At 63.4% G+C, this 23,201-nt stretch carries 23 protein-coding genes, 1 tRNA gene and 1 pseudogene; 17 read left to right on the forward strand and 8 right to left on the reverse strand.

Going from position 1 to position 23,201, the window contains the following annotated elements:
• Nucleotides 1-22: 22 nt before the first annotated feature.
• From LB528_RS03500 to LB528_RS03510, 3 genes are all read left to right on the forward strand, one after another.
• Nucleotides 23-1,804 carry a tetratricopeptide repeat protein gene (locus LB528_RS03500; protein WP_224713852.1) on the forward strand — a complete coding sequence of 594 codons (1,782 nt, stop codon included), beginning with the start codon at nucleotides 23-25 and terminating at the stop codon, nucleotides 1,802-1,804.
• 187 nt (nucleotides 1,805-1,991) lie between these two features.
• A complete protein-coding gene (locus tag LB528_RS03505) occupies nucleotides 1,992-2,795 on the forward strand; it encodes an alpha/beta fold hydrolase (RefSeq protein WP_224713853.1) in 804 nt (267 codons plus the stop codon).
• A gap of 157 nt (nucleotides 2,796-2,952) precedes the next feature.
• Complete coding sequence (locus LB528_RS03510) at nucleotides 2,953-3,570, forward strand: hypothetical protein (RefSeq protein ID WP_224713854.1); 618 nt, start codon at nucleotides 2,953-2,955, stop codon at nucleotides 3,568-3,570.
• On the opposite strand, the gene LB528_RS03515 is transcribed toward LB528_RS03510, so the two are convergent.
• Nucleotides 3,560-4,495 (reverse strand): metallophosphoesterase family protein, encoded by a 936-nt coding sequence (locus tag LB528_RS03515; RefSeq protein ID WP_224514333.1) that lies wholly within the window; start codon nucleotides 4,493-4,495, stop codon nucleotides 3,560-3,562. The genes LB528_RS03510 and LB528_RS03515 overlap by 11 nt on opposite strands.
• A gap of 170 nt (nucleotides 4,496-4,665) precedes the next feature.
• Between LB528_RS03515 and LB528_RS03520 the strand changes: the two genes are divergently transcribed.
• The gene (locus tag LB528_RS03520) at nucleotides 4,666-5,169 is read left to right on the forward strand and encodes an NUDIX domain-containing protein (RefSeq protein WP_224713855.1); all 504 of its coding nucleotides are present in this window, start codon (nucleotides 4,666-4,668) and stop codon (nucleotides 5,167-5,169) included.
• Here LB528_RS03520 and LB528_RS03525 read toward each other — a convergent pair.
• Nucleotides 5,170-6,155 (reverse strand): annotated as a pseudogene (locus tag LB528_RS03525) (glutathione S-transferase family protein).
• Between the two features lie 305 nt (nucleotides 6,156-6,460).
• Between LB528_RS03525 and LB528_RS03530 the strand changes: the two are divergent.
• From LB528_RS03530 to LB528_RS03555, 6 genes are all read left to right on the forward strand, one after another.
• Nucleotides 6,461-7,066, forward strand: coding sequence for a GNAT family N-acetyltransferase (locus LB528_RS03530; RefSeq protein ID WP_224713856.1), 606 nt, complete (start codon nucleotides 6,461-6,463; stop codon nucleotides 7,064-7,066).
• A gap of 27 nt (nucleotides 7,067-7,093) precedes the next feature.
• Complete coding sequence (locus tag LB528_RS03535) at nucleotides 7,094-7,855, forward strand: 3-hydroxyacyl-CoA dehydrogenase (RefSeq protein WP_224713857.1); 762 nt, start codon at nucleotides 7,094-7,096, stop codon at nucleotides 7,853-7,855.
• Nucleotides 7,856-7,860: 5 nt separating this feature from the next.
• A complete protein-coding gene (locus LB528_RS03540; RefSeq protein WP_224713858.1) occupies nucleotides 7,861-9,048 on the forward strand; it encodes a CaiB/BaiF CoA transferase family protein in 1,188 nt (395 codons plus the stop codon).
• Between the two features lie 36 nt (nucleotides 9,049-9,084).
• Nucleotides 9,085-9,855 carry a HugZ family protein gene (locus LB528_RS03545; RefSeq protein ID WP_224514353.1) on the forward strand — a complete coding sequence of 257 codons (771 nt, stop codon included), beginning with the start codon at nucleotides 9,085-9,087 and terminating at the stop codon, nucleotides 9,853-9,855.
• A gap of 158 nt (nucleotides 9,856-10,013) precedes the next feature.
• The gene (locus tag LB528_RS03550; RefSeq protein WP_224514355.1) at nucleotides 10,014-10,352 is read left to right on the forward strand and encodes an ArsR/SmtB family transcription factor; all 339 of its coding nucleotides are present in this window, start codon (nucleotides 10,014-10,016) and stop codon (nucleotides 10,350-10,352) included.
• Nucleotides 10,353-10,403: 51 nt separating this feature from the next.
• The gene (locus LB528_RS03555) at nucleotides 10,404-11,201 is read left to right on the forward strand and encodes a TrmH family RNA methyltransferase (RefSeq protein ID WP_224713859.1); all 798 of its coding nucleotides are present in this window, start codon (nucleotides 10,404-10,406) and stop codon (nucleotides 11,199-11,201) included.
• 209 nt (nucleotides 11,202-11,410) lie between these two features.
• On the opposite strand, the gene LB528_RS03560 is transcribed toward LB528_RS03555, so the two are convergent.
• Nucleotides 11,411-12,553: a hypothetical protein gene (locus LB528_RS03560; RefSeq protein ID WP_224713860.1), complete on the reverse strand. Its 1,143-nt coding sequence runs from the start codon at nucleotides 12,551-12,553 to the stop codon at nucleotides 11,411-11,413.
• A gap of 134 nt (nucleotides 12,554-12,687) precedes the next feature.
• A complete protein-coding gene (locus LB528_RS03565; RefSeq protein WP_224713952.1) occupies nucleotides 12,688-13,224 on the reverse strand; it encodes a DUF1134 domain-containing protein in 537 nt (178 codons plus the stop codon).
• Nucleotides 13,225-13,604: 380 nt separating this feature from the next.
• Between LB528_RS03565 and chpT the strand changes: the two genes are divergently transcribed.
• Entirely contained in the window at nucleotides 13,605-14,234 is a 630-nt protein-coding gene (gene chpT / locus LB528_RS03570; protein ID WP_224514361.1) for a histidine phosphotransferase ChpT, read from the forward strand.
• A 217-nt stretch (nucleotides 14,235-14,451) separates the two neighbouring features.
• Nucleotides 14,452-14,820 (forward strand): response regulator, encoded by a 369-nt coding sequence (locus LB528_RS03575; protein ID WP_224583954.1) that lies wholly within the window; start codon nucleotides 14,452-14,454, stop codon nucleotides 14,818-14,820.
• Nucleotides 14,821-14,889: 69 nt separating this feature from the next.
• Here the strand turns inward: LB528_RS03575 and ctrA are convergent, their stop codons facing one another.
• Complete coding sequence (gene ctrA, locus LB528_RS03580; protein ID WP_006203583.1) at nucleotides 14,890-15,585, reverse strand: response regulator transcription factor CtrA; 696 nt, start codon at nucleotides 15,583-15,585, stop codon at nucleotides 14,890-14,892.
• Nucleotides 15,586-16,031: 446 nt separating this feature from the next.
• Here ctrA and LB528_RS03585 point away from each other — a divergent pair, with 446 nt between their 5' ends.
• Complete coding sequence (locus LB528_RS03585) at nucleotides 16,032-16,409, forward strand: flagellar export protein FliJ (protein WP_040989842.1); 378 nt, start codon at nucleotides 16,032-16,034, stop codon at nucleotides 16,407-16,409.
• Nucleotides 16,410-16,491: 82 nt separating this feature from the next.
• Here the strand turns inward: LB528_RS03585 and LB528_RS03590 are convergent, their stop codons facing one another.
• Nucleotides 16,492-16,893, reverse strand: a complete 402-nt coding sequence (locus tag LB528_RS03590) for a winged helix-turn-helix transcriptional regulator (protein ID WP_224713861.1) — start codon at nucleotides 16,891-16,893, stop codon at nucleotides 16,492-16,494.
• Nucleotides 16,894-16,984: 91 nt separating this feature from the next.
• Between LB528_RS03590 and LB528_RS03595 the strand changes: the two genes are divergently transcribed.
• Nucleotides 16,985-17,911: an NADP-dependent oxidoreductase gene (locus tag LB528_RS03595; protein WP_224713862.1), complete on the forward strand. Its 927-nt coding sequence runs from the start codon at nucleotides 16,985-16,987 to the stop codon at nucleotides 17,909-17,911.
• Nucleotides 17,912-17,976: 65 nt separating this feature from the next.
• Here LB528_RS03595 and LB528_RS03600 read toward each other — a convergent pair whose 3' ends face one another.
• A complete protein-coding gene (locus tag LB528_RS03600; RefSeq protein WP_006203587.1) occupies nucleotides 17,977-18,252 on the reverse strand; it encodes a DUF1153 domain-containing protein in 276 nt (91 codons plus the stop codon).
• 254 nt (nucleotides 18,253-18,506) lie between these two features.
• On the opposite strand from LB528_RS03600, the gene mnmA reads away from it, so the two are divergent.
• On the forward strand, nucleotides 18,507-19,697 hold the full coding sequence (mnmA, locus tag LB528_RS03605) for a tRNA 2-thiouridine(34) synthase MnmA (RefSeq protein ID WP_224713863.1): 1,191 nt from the start codon (nucleotides 18,507-18,509) through the stop codon (nucleotides 19,695-19,697).
• A gap of 18 nt (nucleotides 19,698-19,715) precedes the next feature.
• On the opposite strand, the gene LB528_RS03610 is transcribed toward mnmA, so the two are convergent.
• Nucleotides 19,716-20,681, reverse strand: a complete 966-nt coding sequence (locus LB528_RS03610; RefSeq protein ID WP_224713864.1) for a Gfo/Idh/MocA family protein — start codon at nucleotides 20,679-20,681, stop codon at nucleotides 19,716-19,718.
• Between the two features lie 253 nt (nucleotides 20,682-20,934).
• On the opposite strand from LB528_RS03610, the gene LB528_RS03615 reads away from it, so the two are divergent.
• Together LB528_RS03615 and LB528_RS03620 are read left to right on the forward strand one after the other, a co-directional pair.
• Nucleotides 20,935-21,011 (forward strand) — tRNA-Met (locus LB528_RS03615).
• Between the two features lie 138 nt (nucleotides 21,012-21,149).
• On the forward strand, nucleotides 21,150-23,183 hold the full coding sequence (locus LB528_RS03620; protein ID WP_224713865.1) for a YgiQ family radical SAM protein: 2,034 nt from the start codon (nucleotides 21,150-21,152) through the stop codon (nucleotides 23,181-23,183).
• Nucleotides 23,184-23,201: the final 18 nt, after the last annotated feature.

Below are 23,201 nucleotides of genomic sequence, written 5' to 3' on the forward strand. Positions count from 1 at the left end.
CCGACTTCGAAAGGTTCGACACTTGGAGCATGCCCCGCCTGCCGCCCCCGCAGTGCGCGAGACATTGGAGCGACTGCTTGCCAGCGAAACGTTCGGGCGATCCGAGCGTGCCCGCAGGCTTTTACGCTATCTGGTCGAACGCGAGCAGGCCGGCGAGGCCGATAGGCTGAAAGGCGTTTCAATCGCCATGGACGTCTTCGGCAAGGACGGCGATTTCGATGCCTCCACCGATGCCGTGGTCAGGGTCCAGGCCGGACGTCTGCGCGAACTTCTGGAGCAGTATTTCGCCAATGAAGGCGTCGCCGAGCCAGTGCGCATCGCGATTCCGCGCGGCGGCTATGTCCCTTCCTACGAGCTGAACGCGATCCGGCTGCCTGGCGACGCCAAGTCCGCCTCCGGCAACATCGCGCAGCGGCCCGACGCTTTGGCCGAAGCCGCTCCGGCCGCGACCGGGCGCCTGGACACCTCTGCGCCGAGCGAACCTGCAGCGCTGATGGCGCCGGCGGCACCTGCGCAATCGCTCACCCGCCAGTTGCGCTTCTTCTGGGCTGCCATGGTCCTCGTCATTGTCATGCTCGGCGTGCTTATCGTGCGTCAAAGCAATGCCTTCCTTGACGGCGGCGACACGGTCGAAACGGCGGGCACGGCGAGCATCGCTGCCCAGCCGACATTCGACTCCCTGCCGCTGATCTACATTGCGGTGAAAGCCGATGGAGCGGAAGCGGCTCGCGTCGCGTCGTCGCTGCGCGCCGGGCTTGCTGGTTTCGACACCATCGATTTTATCGGGCGCGATGCGGATTCGACGCGCGATCGGTCCGCCGATCCGATCAGCTTCGTTTTCGAAATTGTTCCCGGGCCCGCTGCCGGCGACGTCACGGTGGAATTGCAGAGCGTCGCGACCGGGCGGGTTCTCCTGTCGCGCAACCTGACATCGGCCGAAAGCGCCCCGGGCGCGGTTGAAAGCAACATCGCCAGCCTTCTCACCTCGACCGTTCCCGCTTCGGGCGCGATCTACGGCTACATTGACCAGAGCGACATCCGGACCAGCCAGATCGGGTGTCTGGTGCTCGACGACCGCTATTATCTCGACATGAGCGCCCAGACGCACGAAATTGCGTATCGCTGCCTGGAGAAGCTGGTCAGCGAAGGCACCAAATCGTCGCTTGTCTACGCGGAGTTGGCCGCGCTTCATGTGGAAGCCGTCACCGCGCATTACGCCTATCCACCGCAAGCGACGCTCGAAAAGGCCATGTCGCTTGCCCATCGCGCCGTCCAGATGGGGCCGATGAGCCCGCACGCGCATCGCGCCTTTGGCTACCTCAACTCGCGCCTCGGAAACACGGACGAAGCGATCCGTTTGATGCGCAAGGCTTACGAACTCAACCCGTATGATCTCGGCATGGCCGCCGCCTATGGCTACGGGCTGATCTTCGCCGGCAAATATGATGAGGGAACGCCGATCCTGGGCCACGCGGTCGAGGCCTTCAGCGGCCATCCGACATGGTGGGATTATGGCCTGTTCATCGGAGCCTTCATGCAGGGTGACATGAAGAAGGCCGCGATCGCCAGCGAGTCACTGCGCACGACGTCATCCAAGTCGCATTATCTGGCCGCGCGCCTGATCGGCGCGAGGATTTCCGGGCGCGAGAAGCTGGCGCGCGAGCTTGCCAACGAACTCACCGCCGAATTCCCGAACTTTGTCGTCAACCCGCGCGCGACATTCGTCGACCGCAAATACCCCGCCGATCTCACCGACCGGCTGGTCCAGTCTTTGCGCGCCGCCGGGATTGGCAACCCGAGCTAATCCAGCTCTTCGTGGGTATTTGGACCGGAATTATGATGCTGTGATCCGCCAAATATTAATTCATGCTTGCGCGTCGGGCGCTGACGGGACGCTGCGGTCGCGAAAATTTTACTGGCCATAGGTCTGGTTCGGGAGCAATTCAGCCACAATTTGAAGTAGCTCCTGTCTTGTTTACCGCTCCATTTTCATGCTTCCATTCCCTTATGCCGTCGAACGTGGCGCTGGTCCGAGGACGATCGTCCTTCTACACGGCTTCGGAGCCTGTGGTGAGATCTGGCTTGACGTCGTGGCCTCGCTGGCGGCGGAAGCGAGAGTGTTGGCCTATGATCTGCCGGGCCATGGAGAATCCCTGGAAAGCGAAGGCTTGGGCGGCGCCAAGGCGGCCGCGCGAGCCATCCTCGCCGATCTGGCCGCCCGGCGGTTGGGCAAGGTCCATCTTGTCGGTCACTCCATGGGCGGCGCGATCGCGACATTGATGGCGCTTGCCGACCCCGACAGGGTTGCCTCGCTCACTCTGTTGGCGCCCGGCGGCTTCGGTCCGGAAATCAATGCAGACTTGCTGCGCCGCTATGCCGCCGCGGCCGGCAGGAGAGAACTCCGCGCCAGCCTTGCCGCCATGTCGGGCCCGCGCAGCGTGCCGCCCGACCATGTGGTGGATGCACTGTGCCGGATGCGCAAACGGCCGGGCCAGTTGCAGACCCTGATCGGTATAGCCGCGGCGATGACCAGGGATGGCCGGCAAGGAGTGATCCCCCGCGCGCAATTGGATACGCTCGACATGCCGGTGATGATCGTCTGGGGAGCGGAGGATCCGCTGCTGCCCGTCGAGCAGGCCGAGGCGCTGCCGTCGCATTTCCATCTGCACCATGTCCTTGACGCAGGTCATATGCTGATCGAGGAAGCTCCGGACCTCGTTGCCGAAATCGTGCGTCGCAACACGCGACGGCGCCGCAGACGGTTGCGTCCACCGCTGGGCGCCGCGGCGAGTTGATTGCTGAGTACCTTGCCGGGATCGGCTCTCCCGGCCGACCTCGACGCATCCTTGACGCGCTTTATGCGGACCGGGGCGGCCGCGCCGCTCATCGTCGGCAGTGCATTTTTCCGGCGACTGTGTTAATTCGCTGTTAACCAACAGCGAGACAGCCGCCATGAAGGATGCAGGCGACAAAATCACCCCGATGGAGCCGTCGCGAAAGCTCTCGGATGCCATACGCGACGTCAAAAACGCCTTCGCCGACCGCGATGACGTGGTCGTCGACATGCGCGAGGCGCATCGCATGCGGCTCGATCTGCTGGCAACCGAGCTTGCCCCGGTCTTTGCCGATGTCCCGGCCGACATGGACAGCTTCGACTTCGCCGTCTCGTCCGGCCTGCAGCCCCGGCTATGGATCGATGCGGTGAGCCACGTCGCCATGGGGCGCGACCGCCGCACCTACCGCTTCCTCAAGGATACGCGCGTCGGCCGTGTGGTGCTGGCCGAGACGACCGAGATGAAAGCCGTCGCCGATGCGGTGACGCGCTACGTGGCCGAACGGGTCGTCGAGCGGCAGCACATGATGGAGGGCGGCGTGGAGAGTGCCGTTCCCGGGCTGCATCGTCCCGTGGTCCGGGAGGCGGAGCCGCCCATTCAATCCGAAAGCCGCCTCAATGGCTGGACGACCTTCTTCGCCGGCCTCGGCCTGATAGCCGCCGGTGCGCTTGTCGGCCTGGCGGTTTCGCTGGCGATGTTCTGGGAACGCATCGTGCACATGAAGATCAGCTTCTGACGAGTTCGCGGTCCTTCACGCCCGGCACATCGAGATCCGTCGTTTGCAGATCCGAAGGCGGCAGTGCCGGCCCGGTCAGGCCGCGCCGCGTCAAGCGCACGCGCCAAGCGCCCTTTTCGCCATCGATCTCGAAAAGATTGTACTGAGCGGCCGGATGCTTGCCGCCCGGCGCCTGGCCCGCGGCGGCAACCCCGACCACTGGCACTTTGGCGCCACGTGCGCCGATGGCGAACAAGGACGGCAGATGCGAATGCCCGTGCAGGACGAGCTCCGCGCCATGCCGACGAATGACCTTGTGAAAACGAGCGATGCCAAACAGCCGCTTATGTTGCTGGACGGCGCCGCGCACCGGCGGATGGTGGATCATGATGGCGCGGAACAGCCCTTGTTTCGCCGCATCGTCGAGAATCCTGCCGAGCCGCTCGGCCTGCCCTTCCATGAAGAAGCCATTGGCCATGAAGGGCGCGGTGGCGCGCGCCGTGGTGACGCCGATCAGCGCGACATTGCCGCGCACGCGCAGATACGGAAAGGAATTGCGGTCGACCGGACTGTTGACGCCGTCACCCGTCATCCACGGAGCCCACGACCGGCAGACCTTGTCGAAAGCGCCCGGCACATAGGCGTCGTGATTGCCGGGGACCACGGAAACATCATGCGGCGATCCAAGCGTCTCCAGCCAGTGCTTGGCCATCTCGATCTCGCCGTCGAGCGCCAGGTTGACGAGGTCGCCGGTGACGGCGAGATGGTCCGGCGCGCCAGCCTTGATGTCGGCGACGATAGTGTCGATCACCGCGTCGTGCATATGGCGGCGGCGGTTGCGCTGCCAGTTGACGTAGCCCAACACGCGCTTGGACGCGAGATCGCGATAGGTTACATCGGGCAGCGGTCCCAGATGAGCATCGGAAATATGCGCGAGCCTGAACATGGCCCATTCTTAAGCGACGCCGGCGAGGCTTTCCACTCACCCTTTGCTGTTTGCCCAAGCAGGTTCCGCAAAAGCGCCTCACGGTTTTGCGGCCAGAACCTGCGAAAAACAAGGGAAGCCAAGCTGATGTCCGTGGGGCAATCCATGGACATCTGCTTGGGGATTGTCGGATGAATCGCCGAGCCGATCCGGAAGAGGCATTCCGCCAGACCGGCTGGCCGGGGTTGCGAGCAAAGCTGTTCCATTTTTACTTCCTGCTGCGCCGCCCGATGACGCTTGGCGTGCGCGGGCTGGTTTATGACCGCGCCTCCAACTCCGTCTTCCTGATCCGCCACACCTATGTTCCCGGCTGGCAGCTCCCCGGCGGCGGCGTCGAGGTGGGCGAGACCCTTGAGGAAGCGCTGGCGCGCGAATTGGCCGAGGAAGGCAACATCACTTTGACCGCTCCGCCAGTGTTGAAGTCGATGCATTTCAACCGCCGACCCAGCAAGCGCGACCATGTCGCTCTCTATCTGATCGAAGCCTTCAGCCAGACGGCGCCGAAACTGCCGGACCACGAGATCGCCGAAGCGGGTTTCTTCCCGCTCGACCGGTTGCCGGAGGGCACAACGCCAGCGACGCTGCAGCGGATAGCGGAGATTTTTGGCAACGAGCGTATCTCGGCTTACTGGTAATCACGCCGCCTTCCTGAACCTGTTGCGGTCATGCGGCGCGGCATAATCGAGTTCCGGCCCTGCCGGAACGATCCCCGTCGGGTTGATCGATCTGTGGCTGCCGTAATAATGCGCCTTGATGTGATGCAGGTTGACTGTGCCAGAGACGCCGGGCACCTGATAGAGATCGCGCAGGTAGTTCGACAGGTTCGGATAGTCAGCGATGCGGCGCAGATTGCACTTGAAGTGGCCGACATAGACCGGATCAAAGCGCACCAGCGTCGTGAACAGCCGCCAGTCCGCCTCGGTGATGTGCTCGCCAGCCAGATAGCGCTGCTTCGAAAGCCGCTCCTCGATCGTATCGAGCGCCGCGAACAATTCGCCGAACGCTTCCTCATAGGCTTTCTGCGTCGTGGCGAAGCCGGCGCGATAGACGCCGTTGTTGATCGCCGGATAGACCAGCGCATTGATCTTATCGATCTCCGCGCGCCGCCCCGCCGGGTAGAAGTCGAGACGGGCATCGCCCCATTCGTCGAAGGCGGAATTGAGCATGCGGATGATCTCGGAGGACTCGTTGTTGACGATCGTCTTTTCTTGCTTGTCCCACAGAACCGGCACCGTCACGCGGCCTGAATAGGCCGGATCGGCCTTGGCATAGATCTGGTGCAGGAAATCGAGGCCGTAAAGCGTGTCCCCGGTGGCGCCGTCCTCGGCTTTGAAGGTCCAGCCGTTTTCGCCCATGAAATGGTGCACAACGGAAATGGAGATGATGCCCTCCAGCTTCTTCAGAGCGCGGAAGATCAGCGTGCGATGCGCCCAGGGACAGGCGAGCGACCGTAGAGATGATAGCGGCCGGGTTCCGCCTTGAAGCCGCCCCTTCGCCCCTCTGCCGGCCTGCCGTCGCGCGTGATCCAGTCGCGCCATTGCGACTCCGTCCGCACGAACCGCCCACCGCTGTCGGTGTTGGGCGCGCTATCCCGCCATTTGCCTTCGATCAGCAATCCCATCGAAAATCTCCCTGTGCTCACACATATCTAGACCGATAACCGGACTGGCGAAGCCTTCGGGCACTGAACAGTTCGTCAAACGACGAACCAGTTCGTCAAGCGACGAACCGGCTCGTCTGGAGCAAAGAAAGGCAAAAGGCACCGATTGCAGCGACACAAAATTGGTGCTAGCGGAGGCGCCCATGTTCGACTTTGCCTCGATCCGGTTCGACCGACGACGAAAGGGCGCCCGCGCTTAAGAAGCGCTGACTGGCGAACGCTGCCGCTTGCAGCAAACCTTCCTCGCATACCGGAACGCAAAGACCATGAGCCTTGCCGACGTGAAATACCTGCCGGAAACCCCGGCGCATGATGCCGAAATCGAAGCCATCAATGACGAGGCCTTCGGCCCCGGCCGTTTCGTTCTTGCCGCCTACAAGATCCGCGAGGCCGGTGGGCACGACCGCTCGATGTCCTTTGTCGCCGTCAAGGACGATAAGGTTATCGCTTCGGTGCGCATGACGCGCGTGGCCGCAGGCGCAGGTCGCGCCATGATGCTCGGCCCGCTTGCGGTGCGCCCGGCCTTCAAGAATCTCGGCATCGGCCGCAAGCTGGTCGCGATCGCGCTGGAGGCGGCCAGGAAGGCCGGTGCGCCTGCCGTCATTCTGGTTGGTGACGAACCATTTTATGGACCGCTTGGCTTCAAGCGCTTCCCGCGCGGACAGATCACCATGCCGCGCCCGGTCGATCTCGACCGGCTGCTGTATCACGAGATCAAGCCAGGCGCCGTCGCCCGCTTTGCCGGCGATGTCTGTCACGCCAACACGGCAAAGGTTGCGGAATTCGCCCCGGCCATGTCGCGTTCGACTGCGAGTGTGCAGCCGTCGATCGACCCGCCTATTGCGGTTGCGCCTCCTTTGCGCGCTTCGTAGCATAATCGCGAATCCTGGGAGGCCTGCATGAACCCGAACGGCCAGATCGCGATCGTCACCGGCGGCGGGTCGGGCCTTGGCGAGGCAACGGCGCGCGCCTTGGCGGCCAAGGGCGCCCGCGTCGCCATCCTCGACGTGGGCATCGAGCGCGCGGCGAAAGTTGCAGCCGAGATCGGCGGCGTTGCCGTCCAATGCGATGTCGGCAGCGGCGACAGCGCTACGGCCGCGATCGCCGAAGTGGCTGAAAAGCTTGGGCAGCCGCGCATCCTGGTCAATTGCGCCGGCATCGCCATCGGGATGAAGACGATCGGCAAGGACGGACCGCATTCGCTCGACCAGTATCGCAAGGTGATCGAGATCAACCTGATCGGCACCTTCAACATGATCCGCCTCGTTGCCGACCGGGCAGCGAAACTCGAACCGCTTGCCGGCGGCGAGCGCGGCGTCATCGTCAACACCGCATCCGTCGCCGCCTATGACGGCCAGATCGGCCAGGCGGCCTACGCGGCGTCCAAGGGCGGCGTCGTCGGCATGACGCTGCCCGTGGCGCGCGACCTGGCGCGGTCCGGCATCCGCGTCTGCACCATCGCGCCCGGCATCTTCAAGACGCCGATGATGGCCGGCATGTCGCAGGAAGTGCAGGATTCGCTCGGCGCCTCCGTCCCCTTCCCGCCCCGGCTCGGCGAGCCGTCGGAATATGCGGCACTTGCCCTCCACATCGTCGAGAACCAAATGCTGAACGGCGAGACCATCCGCCTCGACGGCGCCATCCGCATGGCGCCGAAATAAGCGGGATGGCTGGCTCGCCGACAGGCGCCGGTGCCTCTGCCGAAAAGACCGGGCCGCTCGCCGGCCTGAAAGTGATCGAGATGGCCGGGCTTGGTCCGGTGCCGTTTGCCGCCCTGATGCTTTCCGAGATGGGCGCCGGGGTGCTGCGCATCGAACGCGCCGATGCCAGCCAGCCGCTTCTGAGCCTGCCGGAAGAATACGATCTCGACCGCTACGGCCGTTCCATACTCAAGCTCGACCTGAAGCGTCCGGCGGGCGCGGAACTGCTGCTACGCCTTGCGGCAAAGGCCGACATCCTCGTCGAAGGCTTCCGCCCCGGCGTGATGGAACGGCTCGGCCTCGGGCCGGATGTCGTTCTCCAGCGCAATCCAGCGCTGATCTATGGCCGCCTGACCGGTTTCGGCCAGGACGGGCCGCTGTCCGGGCGAGCCGGGCACGACATCAACTATCTCGCCTATGCGGGCCTCTTGCATGCGGTCGGCAGGCAGGACGCGCCGCCGGTGCCGCCGCTCAACCTCGTCGCCGATCAAGGCGGCGGCGCCATGATGCTGGTCGCAGGCCTGCTCGCCGCCCTTTTCCAGCGTTCCCTGACCGGCAAGGGCCAGGTGATCGATGCCTCGATGATCGAGGGAGCCTCGATGCTCGCCGCGCCGATCCACGCCTACATGGCGGCGGGTCTCTGGAGCGACAGGCGCGGCGAGAACCTGCTCGATTCCGGTGCACCGTTCTACGATACTTATGAGACGGCTGACGCAAGGCACATTGCCGTCGGCTGCCTCGAACCGCGCTTCTTCGCCGAATTCGCCAGGCTGCTGCCGCTCGACAATCATTTTGTCCGCAGCCAGTACGACAGGTCGTCGTGGCCCGCGATGCGCGCCGCCATTGCTGGCCGGGTCATGGAAAGGACGCGCGACGAGTGGGCCGGGCTTTTCGCCGCGACCGATGCCTGCGTGGCGCCCGTGCTGTCACTGGTCGAAGCCAGGAACCACCCGCACAATCGCGCCAGGCAAAGCTTCGTGACGTTGGGTGGTCTCCAGCGTCCGGCGCCCGCGCCGCGTTTCTCGCAAAACCCGCAGACTCTTGCCGCGGCGCCGGCCGCCGCCGATCGCCAGCCCGCGGGCATATTGACCCGTTTCGGCTTGAGCGAAGAGGAAGTCGGAGCCCTTGCAAAGGCGGATGTAATAGGCCGATAACCGGAGAACAGAAATCAACTTATCTCGGGTGAGCTTGTGACCGAACCGAAGAAGGATGTCGTCCGCGAGACCGACGCCGAGGCGATCAGGCTGGCGAAAACCCTGATCCGCTCGGCGCGTTTCGGCGCGCTCGCGGCGATCGAGCCCGGCACCGGCGCGCCGCTGGCGAGCCGGGTTGGCGTCGCTACCGACATTGATGGCGCGCCGCTGATCCTGATCTCGATGCTGTCCGCGCACACCGGGGCGTTGCTCGCCGATCCGCGCTGTTCGCTGCTGCTTGGCGAGCCCGGCAAGGGCGATCCGCTGGCGCATCCGCGCATCAGCCTAGCGTGCCGCGCCCTGCGGCTGGAACGGGGATCGGCCGATCAGATCCGAGCCGAACGGCGCTACCTCAACCGCAATCCGAAAGCGAAGCTCTACGCCGGGCTAAGCGACTTCTCATTCTTCCGGCTCGAGCCCGAGCGCGCCAGCCTGAACGGCGGCTTCGGCAAGGCCTTTCTTCTTGACCGCGACGATTTCATGACCGGTCCCGCCCTTGTCGAAGAGTTCGCCGGCAGCGAGCAGGCGGCGCTCGATCACATGAATGCCGATCATCGCGACGCGCTTGCCCTTTATGCCCGCCATTTCGGTCGTGCCGAAGGTGATGGCTGGATCGCCACCGGCTTCGACCCCGACGGCATGGATCTCGCCACCGCGGATGCGGCCTGTCGGATCTTCTTTCCCCAGCCTTTGCAAACCGCGCGCGAATTGCGTTCCGTGCTGGTCGAGATGGCCAAGGCGGGACGCGCAGCAGAGCAAGAGCGATAGTTGATCGCGCGCCGGCGAAAGCAACGCTTGAGATTTAAACGAAATGATCTACCTTTGTTACGGCGCTGATTCAGAAGCGCCCATCGACATCTGAACATTGTGGATTCAGGCGCCATTGCCCCCTGGCGCCAGGATGAGCCAGGACCCTTGGGGGATCTATGATCTCAAATAAGCTTATCGCCAATGCGGAATCGGCAGCCGCGTTTCTCACTCTCATGGGCAACGAAAAGCGCCTCCTGATCGTGGCCTATCTGATGGATGGCGAAATGTCGGTCGGCGCCATCGCCGAAAAGGTGCAGCTCAGCCAGTCGGCTCTGTCGCAGCATCTCGCCAAGCTGAGGGGACTCGATCTCGTCGAGACCCGGCGCGACCGCCAGATGATCTATTATTCCTGCAAATCCGAAGCGGTGCGCGAATTGCTGCGCATGCTGGAAGGCATTTTCGGCGAAGGCGATCTTTCCCAGATGGCCTACCGGTTGCGCCGCGCCGGGGCTTGACCCGCGGTTCCAGTCGCTCATACCTCGCCGACAACTCTCGGCGAGGCATGCATGAACCTCATCCCTATCGACGATCCCCAGGACCCGCGCGTCGCCGCTTATCTCGACATTCGCGAGCGCGACCTCGTCGGCCGGCACGGCCGCTTCGTCGCCGAGGGCAAGGTGGTGGTCGACCTCCTGTTGTCGACGGGGCGCTTCGCCGCCGCGTCTGCCCTCATCCTCGAAAACAGACTGGCTGGCGTGCAGGGGATCTTGCGTAAGGCGCCGCCGGATTTTCCGGTCTATGTCGCCGCCGGTGAGGTCATGGACCGGATCGCCGGCTTCCACATGCACCGCGGCATCCTGGCGGTCGGCATACGGGGCGCGCCGGCACCCGCCGAAATTCTGGTGGAAACCTTGCCTCGGCGGGCGTTGGCCGTCGTCCTGGTCGGCATATCCAATCACGACAATATGGGGGCGATCTTCCGCAACGCCGCGGCCTTCGGCGCGGACGCGGTGCTGCTCGACCGGACCTGCTGCGATCCGCTCTACCGCAAGGCAATCCGTGTTTCGGTCGGCGCGGCGCTGAAGGTTCCCTTCGCCTTCTTCGGCGATACCGCAGCCCTCACCGCGACGCTCGATCGGCTTGGCTTCAGCCAGTTCGCGCTATCGCCGGGCGGCACCACAGACATCCGGACTGCGCAAAATTCGGCCAGGCTGGCGCTCTATCTCGGCGCCGAAGGCGAAGGCCTGTCCCAAGACCTGCTTGCCCGGTTGCGCACGGTACGGATCAACATGGCGGAAGGCTTCGATAGCCTGAACGTCGCGGCCGCGTTGGCGATCGCCCTGCATCATTTTTCAAACCGCTAGCGGTCCCGCCTGGACCGCACAGCTGCAACGCTTTGAGGTGTTGAGATTCAGGTCAGGCCGAGTCGAAAATGGCGGTTTCCGAGAACAGGCCTACGCCGGCCGTAGCCCTTCATAGGGGCAAAGACACTTGTGAGGGCTTCCGCCGGCGAAGGCCGGAAGCGCAGGAAGCCGGCGTTTGCAGGCCGGCCTCACCTGAATATCAACACACCTCAGCTGGACGAGCCGGCTTTCTGCAAAGCCCTCACGCGGTCGGCAAGGCTGACGCCGCGCCCAGTTTGCTGCCCCTCGCCCGCCAGTGCCTTGGCGATGGGCGAGTCCGGCCCATCGAGCTTCATCGTCAGATTGACGACCTCGGCCGCCAGTTCGTTCATCTGTTCGCGAAGACCGGCGCCGGAGCGTGCGTCGCCCGCCGATTCGGGCATTGCCGCCCCCGAAGCGGCAAGATCGATTTTCAGCCGCTTGTTCTCACGCGCCAGCGCCGTCAGCCTTGCCTCCAGCCGATCCCGGTCGCCCTCGAGCTTGGCGATTGCCTTGTCGACATCGTCACTTTTCACATCCGAGTCGGCAGCCAGCCGCGCGACGCCGTTTGGCACAGCGGCCTCCTTCGAACGTTCGCGCATTCGAGCGAGGTCCTTCTCGCGCCGGTCGAGCTTTTCCTCGCGGTCGGCAAGCGTGGCGAGCAGCCGCTCCACCTTCTTCTCGAGCTCGGCCGTTTTCTTCTTCTCGACTTTCAACGCTTCGCGCGCGGCCTTGCTTTCCGATGCGATTTCCTGGTTGCGCCGGTCCGCCTCCTTTCGCTGGCCTTTGAGCAACGCGATGTCGCTGGCGAGCTTTTCCAGCTCGGATTCGCGCGCGACCAGCTCGATCTGGCGGTTGGAGGACGAGAAGCTGGCGTCGTCATACATCTGCTCGAGCTTTTGCAGGTCCAGCGTGCGCTTCTCCAAAGCCCGCTCCGCCTGTGCGAGCTTTTCCGACAGGCGGTGCAGATCCTCCTCGCGCTGCCTGAGCTCCGCATTTTTCGCCTGCAGATCGGAGAGCGCCTGGTTCTTGTCCTTCTGTTCGACCGCGAGTCCCTTCAAGGCCTCGCGCCCGCGACCGATCTCGACCAGTTGCTCGGCTACCTTCTCCTGCAGATTCCTGACGGTTATCTCCAGCCGGCGCGTCGTCACGGCATATTCCGCACGGACCCGGTCCTTGTCCGCCTGGATCTCGGCTTGTGTCAGCGGCAACGAAGCCTCGATGCGCCTGCGCGTCAGGACAACGGCGCGCCGCCAGACCGCCGGCGCGACCAGCGACACGAGAAAAACGGCACAAAGGAAACCGAGTAGGAAGAATAGGACCGACTGGACCAAGGCGTGCTATCCACTTTAAGGAGCGCCAATCGCAGGATTGTGCCGCCTTGGCATGGCGGAAATTCAACGCCGCGGCAAGAGCTTGCCGCGGCGCGATCAGCACAGCCCGAGCGGTTGTCGCGAGCGCAATCCGATCAGAACGGGTTCCAGGTCGGCCTTTCGGTGAGCTTCAGATAGCCGAGATTGACCCCGAGACGGGCACCGACGCCGGTGCGGATCGGCACGAGCAGCACCCGGTTGCTCTGCAGCACGTTGAAGCCGACGCCGGCGATGACATAGGCGGAGCCGGCAACGCCGCCGAAGCGGTTATAGAGGCTGCTGATGTCGTCGAGGTTGTAGACCAGCATCATCACCCGGGAGCCCTCGCCGCCGAAATCCCAGCCGAGCGAAGGACCTTGCCAGAACACCTTATGGTCGCCGGCGTTCTTGGTGTAGAGCGTCCCCTCGCCATAGGTCAGGCCGCCGATCAGGGCGCCGGATCCTTCCTCGCCGAGCAGGTAGCCATTGGGCAGGCCATAGGAGGCAAAGACCTTCTCGACGACGGTGGCCAGGCCGCCGGACGTCTCGCCGAAGAATTTATGACCGGAATCGACGATTTCCTGAGCGGTGTACTGCTGAGCCCGCGACGCTGAGGTCGAAAGGACCAGAGCCGTCAGGAGTGTGATGGTCATGGTGAGGACGCGGACGAACGTCCGGTCGTAGTATCGGGAAAACATGCTTCCAATCTCCGTCAGGGAGCACTTTCGCCGACGCCTCGCACCCCTGCGGCTCTTGCCGGCCGTTCAGGGTGGCTATCCCGTGCAAATTATGCCGTAATCCTTTTTCAACCATTAAGCTCCCACGCGAAGATGGCGGTTCGAAGGCTGCACTTGCGCCTCGGCGGCGGGTTTCCCCCGCGAACACACCATTTTCGCCGTCGACAATTTTGGATTTGTTGATGCGCGCGCGGGCCCTGTGTATTCAGAAAGCGTTGGAAAGAGCGTGATTCGTGTTGGCAGGCGCGAAACTGTCGCTCGGCCATGAACAAGTGACTTAAGCAGGGATTTCGCCGATGGCCGAGCTTTTCACCCTTTCCGCGCCTGATCTCGCGGCGCTGCTTTGCAGCCGCGTCTGCCACGACATCATTTCGCCGGTGGGCGCAATCAACAACGGCCTCGAACTGCTCGACGAGGGCGGCGCCGACGAAGACGCCATGAAGCTCATTCGCCAGAGCGCCAAGAACGCCTCGGCCCGGCTGCAGTTTGCCCGCATCGCCTTCGGCGCCGCGGGCTCCGCCGGCATGATGATCGACACCGGCGATGCCGAGGCCGTGGCCATTGCCTTCTTGAAGAACGAAAAGCCGGAACTGGTTTGGAACGGCCCCCGGGCACTCCTGCCCAAGAACAAGGTCAAGCTGCTGCTCAACCTCATTCTCGTCGCCAACGCGGCCATACCGCGCGGCGGCAAGCTAGTGATCACGCTGGAGAGTCTCGAAACCGAGCCGCGTTTTTCGCTGTCGGCCCGCGGCCCGATGCTGCGCGTGCCGCCGAAGTTCCTCGAACTGCATTCCGGCCACAAGCCGGAGGAGCCGATCGACGCCCATTCGGTCCAGCCTTACTACACGCTGCTTCTGGCGCGTGAGGCCAATATGACGATCTCGATCCACGCGACAGCCGACGAGATCGTGCTGACGGCTGCATAAGAAAAGCCGAAATATCCTTTACCGCTGATGTTTTGTGCTGGCAGTGCAGGTCGAGCAATGCCAGCCGCAATCCTGTAACGGCGCCACGAGCCGCGCGATGTGCCTGTTTGGAAAAACTTTACCTAACGGCTTTTCGGCTTCTTTACCGGATTGGGCTATGGTGCTTTCCGGTTACCCGGAGGTTGCCGGTTCTGCAGATGGCGAAGAGGACCCGGACATGAAGCGCTGCCTGTTCGTCGATGATTCGAGCGTCATCAGGAAGGTCGCAAAACGCATTCTTGGCGGCTCGGATCTGATTGTCATCGAGGCGTCGACCGGGGTCGAGGCTGCCGAAATCTGCGCCGGCGACATGCCGGACGTGATTGTCATCGACGGTGGGCTTGCCGATATCCAGGCGGTCGATCTCATTCGCCGCATCCGCGCCATCGAAGCTCCCGTCAAGCCGCAGATCCTGGTCTCGCTTGTCGAGGTCGACGTCGCGGCGATCATGCGCGCCAAGCGCGCCGGCGCTCAAGGCTATCTGCTGAAGCCCTTCAACCGCGCGCAACTGCTCGAAAGCTTCCGTTTCCTCAAAATCGCCGCCTGATTCGCGGCAACCGACTCGAACAAAAAACCCGGCCGGAGCCGGGTTTTTCGTTCGAATCACTTGGATCGCCTACGCGCTGACGCGGATATCTTCGGGCTCGCGCAGCACATAGCCCCGGCCCCACACCGTCTCAATGTAGTTCTGGCCGCCGGACGCCGCGTCGAGCTTCTTGCGCAGCTTGCAGATGAAGACGTCGATGATCTTCAGCTCCGGCTCGTCCATTCCGCCGTAGAGATGGTTGAGGAACATTTCCTTGGTGAGCGTGGTGCCCTTGCGCAGCGAGAGCAGCTCCAGCATCTGATATTCCTTGCCGGTCAGGTGCACGCGCTGGCCGCCGACCTCGACCGTCTTGGCGTCGAGATTGACCACCAGGTCGCCGGTGGTGATGACCGACTGGGCATGGCCCTTGGAACGGCGCACGATCGCATGGATGCGCGCCACCAGTTCGTCCTTGTGGAAGGGCTTGGTCATATAGTCGTCGGCGCCGAAGCCGAGGCCGCGCACCTTGTCCTCGATGCCGGCCATGCCGGAAAGGATCAGGATCGGCGTCTTGACCTTGGAGAGGCGCAGCGTGCGCAGGACTTCATAGCCCGACATGTCGGGGAGATTGAGGTCCAGAAGGATGATGTCGTAGTCGTAGAGTTTGCCGAGATCGACCCCCTCTTCGCCGAGATCGGTCGTATAGACGTTGAAGCTCTCCGATTTCAGCATCAATTCGATGCTCTGTGCGGTTGCACTGTCATCTTCAATCAGCAGAACACGCATTTCATTCCCCTTTTCTGCTGCCGGACCATCTCACGACCGTCCGGGACCCGGAGCAGTGATTGCCTGAACAGAAGGTGACACCGAATGGTTAACAAATCCTAATTTCGTGTCGTTCACGATATCAGATTTTTTAACCCCTTTCTACACCCACTTGAATCTAATAACGAATCACAGACCAAAACCGCTAATGCACTACATTAATAAGCCAGCCTAAGTGACTCCAGAGACTCGCTGGCCAGGGCTTCCCGCCGCAGCCGGAATTTTTACCCGGCCTTAAGTCCTCGCCCGTATGATTAACAATGCCCGTAAACGAATGGTTACCGCCGGCAAAAATCTTTAGGGCTTTGTTTCCCATAGCCCAGGGAAAGCCGGGGGAAACGGCGGCGCTTGGATCGTTCCGGGCGGACTGGGCGGTATGCAGGTGTGCGTTTGCGGAGTATCGAGTCATGAAGTCACGTGAAAACCTCGTTCGACTGAAGCAGTTTCAGGTGAATGAGAAGCGGCGGCAGCTCTTGCAGCTGGACATGATGATCGCCGAGTTCGAGCGCATGGCCGTCGAGCTGGAAGCGCAGATCATCGCCGAAGAGAAAAAAGCCGGCATCACCGACATCAACCATTTCGCCTATCCGACCTTCGCCAAGGCGGCTCGCCTGCGCCGCGACAACCTCAGGAACTCACAAAGCGACCTCGCCCAGCAGCGAAGCACCGCCGAATCATTACTCGGCGAAGCTGAAGCGGAGCTGTCCAAGGCGGAGATGCTGGAATCGCGGGACACCAAGATCCGCGAGGCCGAAACAGGCGGCCGCAGCGCCATGATCGGCTGATCGCCGGGAATATTCGCAGTCCTGCCGGAGCCCCCCCGGCATCTTCAGAACCGGCAATCGGCAGAAACCGGCCTCGCCGTCTTCACGGCATAGCAGCCTTCTCGCCGTGATCGGCCGATGCCCGGGTTCGGGCATCCTTGATTTCGGATGCATGCTCTTCCGCCCAGGAGCGGATCTGGCTGAGCAGGCCCGCGAGGTTCTGGCCAAGCTCCGTCAGCTCATATTCCACGCGCGGCGGAATGACCGCAAACACCTCGCGCCGCACAAGGCCGTCACGCTCCAGCACGCGCAGCGTCTGCGTCAGCATTTTGGGCGTGATGCCCTCCAGCTTGCGCGCCAGCTCGCCATTGCGCAGCCGGCCGCGCCGCAGCGCGCAGACGGTGAGATAAACCCATTTGCTCGCAAGCATCTCGAGCACGGTATGCGATGGGCAGGTGCGCCGGAACGCGTCGTAGCCGCAGGGGGATGTGTCCTCGCTATCCATGAGGTACCTATATATACAAAAAGTACATACTCGACAATCGAATATTACTATCCAAATGATAGCGGCACATCTACTCGAACAGGAGGCGTTCATGCGTGCCGTTATCCAGACTTCCGTCGGCGGACCCGAGGTCCTTTTCGCCGCCGAGCAGCCCGACCCCGCGCCAAAGCCCGGTGAAGTGCTCGTCCGCGTCAAGGCGGCGGGCATCAACCCGGTCGATGGCGCCGTGCGCGGCGGTTTCGTTCCGCTGCTCGGCGAACCGCCTTTCATCCTTGGCTGGGATATTTCGGGGACCGTCGCGGCGCTCGGTTCCGGCGTGACCGCCTTCAGGCGCGGCGACGAGGTGTTCGGCATGCCGCGCTTTCCCAAACAGGCGGGCGCCTATGCCGAGCTTGCCGCGGCGCCGGTGGACGAGATCGCCGCGAAGCCAGCCGCCATCGACCATACGCATGCCGCGGCCTTGCCGCTGGCCGGCCTGACGGCCTGGCAAGGCCTCGTCCGTCATGGCGGCCTGCGAGCGGGGCGACGCGTTCTGGTTCATGCCGGCGCCGGCGGCGTCGGCCATCTGGCGGTGCAGATCGCCAAGGCGCTCGGCGCCTGGGTGGCATCGACCGCCAGTCCGGACAAAACCGACTATGTCCGCTCGATTGGTGCGGACGAGGTGATCGACTACACCCGCGACGATTTCACCGGGAAGGTCGGCAATGTCGATCTGGTGCTGGATCCGATCGGCGGCGATCATGCCGATAAGTCGCTGGAAGCGTTGCGTGATGGCGGCGTTCTGGTGTCGCTGCTCGACGTTCACGACGCTACGAAGGCGAAGGCCAGCGCACGCGGTGTTCGCGTGGAGCGCATGTCTGTAGTGCCTGATCGCGAGGGCCTTGTCGAACTCGCCAGGCTGGTCGATGCCAAAAAGCTGATGCCGCATGTGGCCAAAGCTTTCCCGCTCGACCAGGCAGCAGCCGCCCATGCCTTCCTTGCGACTCGCCCCATCGGCAAGGTCGTGCTGACTGTCTGATGGAAGGCCGCTTCAAAGCGAAGGGCGCGGAGTTCCGCGCCCTTCGCTCGTTTTCGGCCGGCAGCTTAATGCCGGTATTGCTGGATCCGCGTGGTGCGGAGCCCGGCAAGGCCGTACTCGTCGATCGATGCCTGCCAGGAGAGAAATTCTTCGGTGGTGAGCTTGTAGCGCTGGCAGGCTTCTTCAAGGCTGAGCAGGCCGCCGCGTACCGCGGCGACCACTTCTGCCTTGCGCCGAATAACCCAGCGCCGCGTGTTCGTCGGCGGCAGATCGGCGATCGTAAGAGGGCTGCCGTCGGGCCCGATAACATACTTGACTCTAGGTCTAACCAGATCGGTCATCGTACTCTCTACTAAAAACTCAAAGACCCAATCCCCGCCACAGTACCGCCACAGCTTTAAAAATTGCCTAAGCGAACCCTAATCACTAGGTAAGGATCGTGAACGCCCGGTTAGGATATCGTTTAGAATTTGAAACACCGGCCTCCAGGCGCTGAAATTGCCGGTAATCTCGTCCTGGGCCGCAAGCTGGCGCAGACGTGGCGCTTGACCTATATTCCGGCCATTGGCATTGAGCGCCGCACAGTGAAAGCATCATGAACAGCCTCGATCTCCCTCGCCGCCCAGAAGAAACCCGTGTCGTCGTCGCGATGTCGGGCGGTGTCGATTCGTCTGTGGTCGCAGGCATCCTGAAGCGCGAAGGCTATGACGTCGTCGGCGTAACGCTGCAGCTTTACGATCACGGCGCGGCCACTCATCGCGCCGGTTCATGCTGCGCCGGGCAGGACATTGACGACGCTCGCCGCGTTTCCGAGACGATCGGCATCCCGCACTACGTGCTCGACTATGAGGAGCGCTTCCGCAAGGCGGTCATCGATCCTTTTGCCGAGAGCTATGTCGCCGGCGAGACGCCGATCCCGTGCGTGTCCTGCAATCAGACGGTGAAGTTCGCCGATCTTCTGGCGACCGCTCAGGATCTCGGCGCCGACGCTTTGGCCACTGGGCACTATATTCGTTCGAGCGCCAATGGCGCGCATCGCGCGCTCTACCGGCCGGTCGACGCCGACCGCGACCAGAGCTATTTCCTGTTCGCTACCACGCAGGCGCAGATCGACTATCTGCGCTTCCCGCTCGGCGGCCTGTCGAAGCCGCAGGTCCGCGCCATCGCCGAGGAAATGGGGCTCACCGTCGCCGCCAAGCAGGATAGCCAGGACATCTGCTTCGTGCCGCAGGGCAAGTATTCCGACATCATCGCCAAGCTGAAGCCAGCTGCGGCCAATCCCGGCGACATCGTCCATATCGACGGCCGCGTGCTCGGCCGCCATGAAGGCATCCTGCGCTACACGATCGGCCAGCGCCGCGGTATCGGTATCGCTTCCGGCGAGCCGCTCTACGTCGTTCACCTCGACGCCGACCGCGCGCGCGTCGTCGTCGGCCCGCGCGAGGCGCTGGAGACGCACAAGATTTATCTGCGCAACATGAACTGGCTGGGCGACGGGCCTCTGTCGGATGTTCCGGCCGGCGGTATAGAGCTCTTCGCGAAAGTCCGCTCGACCAGGCCGCCCCGTCCGGCCGTGCTGCACTACCGCAACGGCGTGACCTCCGTCGAGCTGGCCGACGGCGAATCGGGCATCGCGCCGGGGCAGGCCTGCGTGCTCTATTCCGACGACGGCAACGAGGCGCGTGTCTTCGGCGGCGGCTTCATCGAGCGTTCCGAGCGCGGCGCGGAAGCCGAGGCAATGCTGTCCAGGCTGGCGGCCAGGCCGGCGCAGATTCCCGCTGAGTAAATTCTCGATCTGATTGCTTTATGCAGACGAGCCGGTGTGGATCACCGTGCCGGCGGTCAGGATGCGCAGCACCCGGATTGCTTCCTCGCCATCGGTGCGGGGCTCGGCGCGCGTCTCGATGCATTGCATGAAATGGGCAAGCTCGCGCGTCAGCGGCATCCCCTCACCGACGGCCACATAGGCAGGCTCATTGGCGGTGAAGGCCCACTGGCCGCTGTCCTGCCAGACTGCGTGGCGGTAGACGGCAAGCTTGCGCTCCCAGGGCTCGACGTCGTCGAACACCGCCATTGCCTTGGTGCCGACCACCGTCAGCCGCCGCTCGCGATAAGGGTTGAGGCGCGAGGCGAAGAGATGGCTGCGCAGGCCGTTCGGGAAACGCATATGCAGATGCGCGAAGTCACTGAGATTGTCGAGGAGTGCTGCCCCCTCGCCCCTGACCTCGATCGGCCCGGTGCCGGTGATGGCCAGGATCATCGACAAATCGTGCGGGGCAAGGTCCCAAAGCGCGTCGTTCTCGGTGTGGAACTTGCCGAGGCCGAGCCGGTGCGAGTGGATGTAGCGCACCTCGCCGAGCTCGCCATTGTCGATCAGCGCCTTCAGCGTCTCGAAAGCGGGATGGAAGCGCAGCACATGGCCGACCATGAAGATCCGGCCATTGTCCTTTGCCGCCCTCACCGCGCGCTCGGCGTCGTCGACCGTCAGCGCGATCGGCTTTTCCACCAGCACGTCCTTGCCGCTTTCGACGGCGCGCACCGCGGTGTCGGCATGGAATTGCGGCGGCAGCGCCATGACGATGGCGTCGATGTCCGTCCGCTCGAACAGTCTGTCCGGCTCGATCGCCAGGCAGTCCTGCTCGCTGGCGAAACCTTCGGCGCGGGCGCGGTTGGCGTCGGAAACGGCATGCAGCGCGCCAAGCGCCTTGAGGGTGCGGATATGGTTGCTGCCCCAGTATCCGCAACCGAGGACGGCGATGCGCGGCTTCATTCGTTCAAACTCTAGAATTTCTTGGCCGAGACATAGCGACGTGCCCCGCCGAACTCAACCCCGCGACATAAGCTGAGTGCCTGCCCGGCAAAGCTTTTCCGGGATGAGATTATGCCGGCCGGATTACGCCCGCATGTCGGCCTCTTCCAAGCTTGACAGGCTCACCCTCGCAACCTTATATCCGCGCGACCTCGGCGAAACGCCTCGAGATGCCTGTCCATCAAGGACGGTTTTCCGGGCCATTTGCCACCCTGGCGGGGTAGCTCAGTTGGTTAGAGCACGGGAATCATAATCCTGGGGTCGGGGGTTCAAGTCCCTCCCCCGCTACCAGCCCCTTGAGGGCATCCAAAATTCAATGAAGTCATGGACGCCCCTAGGCGTTGTGCCCTGACACGTCACAATGCATCCCTTCCGGGACCAAAATCGAGCTTAATTGAATTCGCTTTGGCGGCGGCTTATACGTCGGCCATGGAAACCATAGCAAGCGCCCAGAAAAATGTAGTTCCTCTGTCCGGCGGCAAGCCTCATGCGGGATCGGCGGCGCCGTTCCTGCCGATGAGCCGCGCCGAGATGACGGCGCTCGGCTGGGATGAATGCGACATCGTGCTTGTCACAGGCGACGCCTATGTGGATCATCCGAGCTTCGGCATGGCGATCATCGGCCGTCTGCTCGAATCCCAGGGCTTCCGGGTCGGCATCATCTCGCAGCCCGACTGGCAGTCGGCAGAGCCGTTCAAGGCGCTGGGCAGGCCGAGGCTGTTCTTCGGCGTCACCGGGGGCAACCTCGATTCCATGGTCAACCGCTATACCTCGGACCGCAAGCTCCGCCATGACGACGCCTATACGGCGGGTGGTGAGGGCGGTAAGCGGCCGGACCGCTGCACGATCGTCTATACGCAGCGCTGCCGTGAGGCCTATAAGGACGTGCCGGTGGTGCTGGGCGGCATCGAAGCCTCGCTGCGTCGCATCTCCCATTACGACTACTGGTCCGACAAGGTGCGCCGCTCGATCCTGGCCGATGCCAAGGCCGATCTTTTGATCTACGGCAATGCCGAGCGCGCCGTCGTCGAGGTGGCGAACCGGCTTGCCGCCGGCGAAACGCCGCGCCAGCTCGACTCCATCAGGGGCGTCGCCCTGTTCCGCCGCGTGCCCGAGCACTTCACGGAACTCAATGCCGACGATCTCGATTCCGCCGACGAGGGCGCGAGCCGCAAACCCGGCGACATCGTGATCCGGCTGCCATCCTTCGAACAAGTCGAGGACGATCGCGATGCCTATGCCCGCGCCTCGCGCGTGCTGCATCGCGAGGCCAACCCCGGCAATGCCCGCCCGCTCGTCCAGCGCCATGGCGACCGCGACCTGTGGCTCAATCCGCCGCCCATCCCGCTGACCTCCGAAGAGATGGACGCCGTCTACGACCTGCCCTACGCGCGCGCCCCGCACCCGTCCTATGGCAATGCCAAGATCCCCGCCTGGGACATGATCAAGTTCTCGGTGACGGTCATGCGCGGCTGCTTCGGCGGCTGCACTTTCTGCTCGATCACCGAGCACGAAGGCCGCATCATCCAGAACCGCTCCGAGGGCTCGATCCTGCGCGAGATCGAGAAGATCCGCGACCAGACCCCGGGCTTTACCGGCGTGATCTCCGATATTGGCGGGCCGACCGCCAATATGTACCGGATGGCATGCAAGGACCCCAAGATCGAGGCGGCCTGCCGTCTGCCGTCCTGTGTATTTCCCGACATCTGCCCCAACCTCAACACCTCGCATGACGACCTGATCCGGCTCTACCGCAAGGTCCGCGAGGTCAAGGGCGTCAAGAAGGTGATGGTCGCCTCCGGCGTGCGTTACGACCTGGCCGTCAAGAGTCCCGAATATGTCAAGGAATTGGTGACCCACCACGTCGGCGGCTACCTCAAGATCGCGCCCGAGCACACCGAGCGCGGGCCGCTCGACAAGATGATGAAGCCCGGCATCGGAACCTACGACCGCTTCAAGGAGATGTTCGACGCCGCGGCCAAGGAGGCCGGCAAGAAATACTATCTCATTCCGTATTTCATCGCCGCCCATCCCGGCACGACCGACGAGGACATGATGAATCTGGCGCTCTGGCTAAAGAAGAACCGCTACCGAGCCGACCAGGTGCAGACCTTCCTGCCTTCGCCTATGGCCACGGCGACGGCCATGTACCATACCGGCGTCAACACGCTGAAGGGCGTCCGGCGCGGCGCGACCGACAAGGTCGAGACCGTTCGCGGCGGGCGGCAGCGCCGATTGCACAAGGCATTCCTTCGCTACCATGACCCTGACAATTGGCCCTTGCTGCGCGATGCCTTGAAGGAGATGGGGCGCGCCGACCTTATCGGTCCCCGCCCCGACCAGCTCGTGCCCGCCCACCAGCCGCCCGGAACGGGCAAGGCTGCCGGCACGAAGCGCCCTTTGCGTCCCCTCGGCAGAGGACAGAAATTCACCACCAAGGGCGTGCCCTTGCCAAAGAAGTGAGCCGCCTGCGAGGACGGG

This window comes from Mesorhizobium sp. CA4 (assembly GCF_020165075.1).
GTDB lineage: Bacteria > Pseudomonadota > Alphaproteobacteria > Rhizobiales > Rhizobiaceae > Mesorhizobium.

Excerpts from the sequence above, each read along its gene's own strand:
- LB528_RS03595 (WP_224713862.1), top strand. The coding sequence starts at position 16,985 with ATGCGTGCCGTTATCCAGACTTCCGTCGGCGGACCCGAGGTCCTTTTC.
- LB528_RS03515 (WP_224514333.1), bottom strand. The coding sequence starts at position 4,495 with ATGTTCAGGCTCGCGCATATTTCCGATGCTCATCTGGGACCGCTGCCC.
- LB528_RS03600 (WP_006203587.1), bottom strand. The coding sequence starts at position 18,252 with ATGACCGATCTGGTTAGACCTAGAGTCAAGTATGTTATCGGGCCCGAC.
- LB528_RS03535 (WP_224713857.1), top strand. The coding sequence starts at position 7,094 with ATGAACCCGAACGGCCAGATCGCGATCGTCACCGGCGGCGGGTCGGGC.
- LB528_RS03590 (WP_224713861.1), bottom strand. The coding sequence starts at position 16,893 with ATGGATAGCGAGGACACATCCCCCTGCGGCTACGACGCGTTCCGGCGC.
- LB528_RS03555 (WP_224713859.1), top strand. The coding sequence starts at position 10,404 with ATGAACCTCATCCCTATCGACGATCCCCAGGACCCGCGCGTCGCCGCT.
- LB528_RS03540 (WP_224713858.1), top strand. The coding sequence starts at position 7,861 with ATGGCTGGCTCGCCGACAGGCGCCGGTGCCTCTGCCGAAAAGACCGGG.
- LB528_RS03620 (WP_224713865.1), top strand. The coding sequence starts at position 21,150 with ATGGAAACCATAGCAAGCGCCCAGAAAAATGTAGTTCCTCTGTCCGGC.
- LB528_RS03530 (WP_224713856.1), top strand. The coding sequence starts at position 6,461 with ATGAGCCTTGCCGACGTGAAATACCTGCCGGAAACCCCGGCGCATGAT.
- ctrA (WP_006203583.1), bottom strand. The coding sequence starts at position 15,585 with ATGCGTGTTCTGCTGATTGAAGATGACAGTGCAACCGCACAGAGCATC.
- LB528_RS03520 (WP_224713855.1), top strand. The coding sequence starts at position 4,666 with ATGAATCGCCGAGCCGATCCGGAAGAGGCATTCCGCCAGACCGGCTGG.
- LB528_RS03565 (WP_224713952.1), bottom strand. The coding sequence starts at position 13,224 with ATGACCATCACACTCCTGACGGCTCTGGTCCTTTCGACCTCAGCGTCG.
- LB528_RS03610 (WP_224713864.1), bottom strand. The coding sequence starts at position 20,681 with ATGAAGCCGCGCATCGCCGTCCTCGGTTGCGGATACTGGGGCAGCAAC.
- LB528_RS03505 (WP_224713853.1), top strand. The coding sequence starts at position 1,992 with ATGCTTCCATTCCCTTATGCCGTCGAACGTGGCGCTGGTCCGAGGACG.
- LB528_RS03510 (WP_224713854.1), top strand. The coding sequence starts at position 2,953 with ATGAAGGATGCAGGCGACAAAATCACCCCGATGGAGCCGTCGCGAAAG.
- LB528_RS03550 (WP_224514355.1), top strand. The coding sequence starts at position 10,014 with ATGATCTCAAATAAGCTTATCGCCAATGCGGAATCGGCAGCCGCGTTT.
- mnmA (WP_224713863.1), top strand. The coding sequence starts at position 18,507 with ATGAACAGCCTCGATCTCCCTCGCCGCCCAGAAGAAACCCGTGTCGTC.
- chpT (WP_224514361.1), top strand. The coding sequence starts at position 13,605 with ATGGCCGAGCTTTTCACCCTTTCCGCGCCTGATCTCGCGGCGCTGCTT.
- LB528_RS03575 (WP_224583954.1), top strand. The coding sequence starts at position 14,452 with ATGAAGCGCTGCCTGTTCGTCGATGATTCGAGCGTCATCAGGAAGGTC.
- LB528_RS03585 (WP_040989842.1), top strand. The coding sequence starts at position 16,032 with ATGAAGTCACGTGAAAACCTCGTTCGACTGAAGCAGTTTCAGGTGAAT.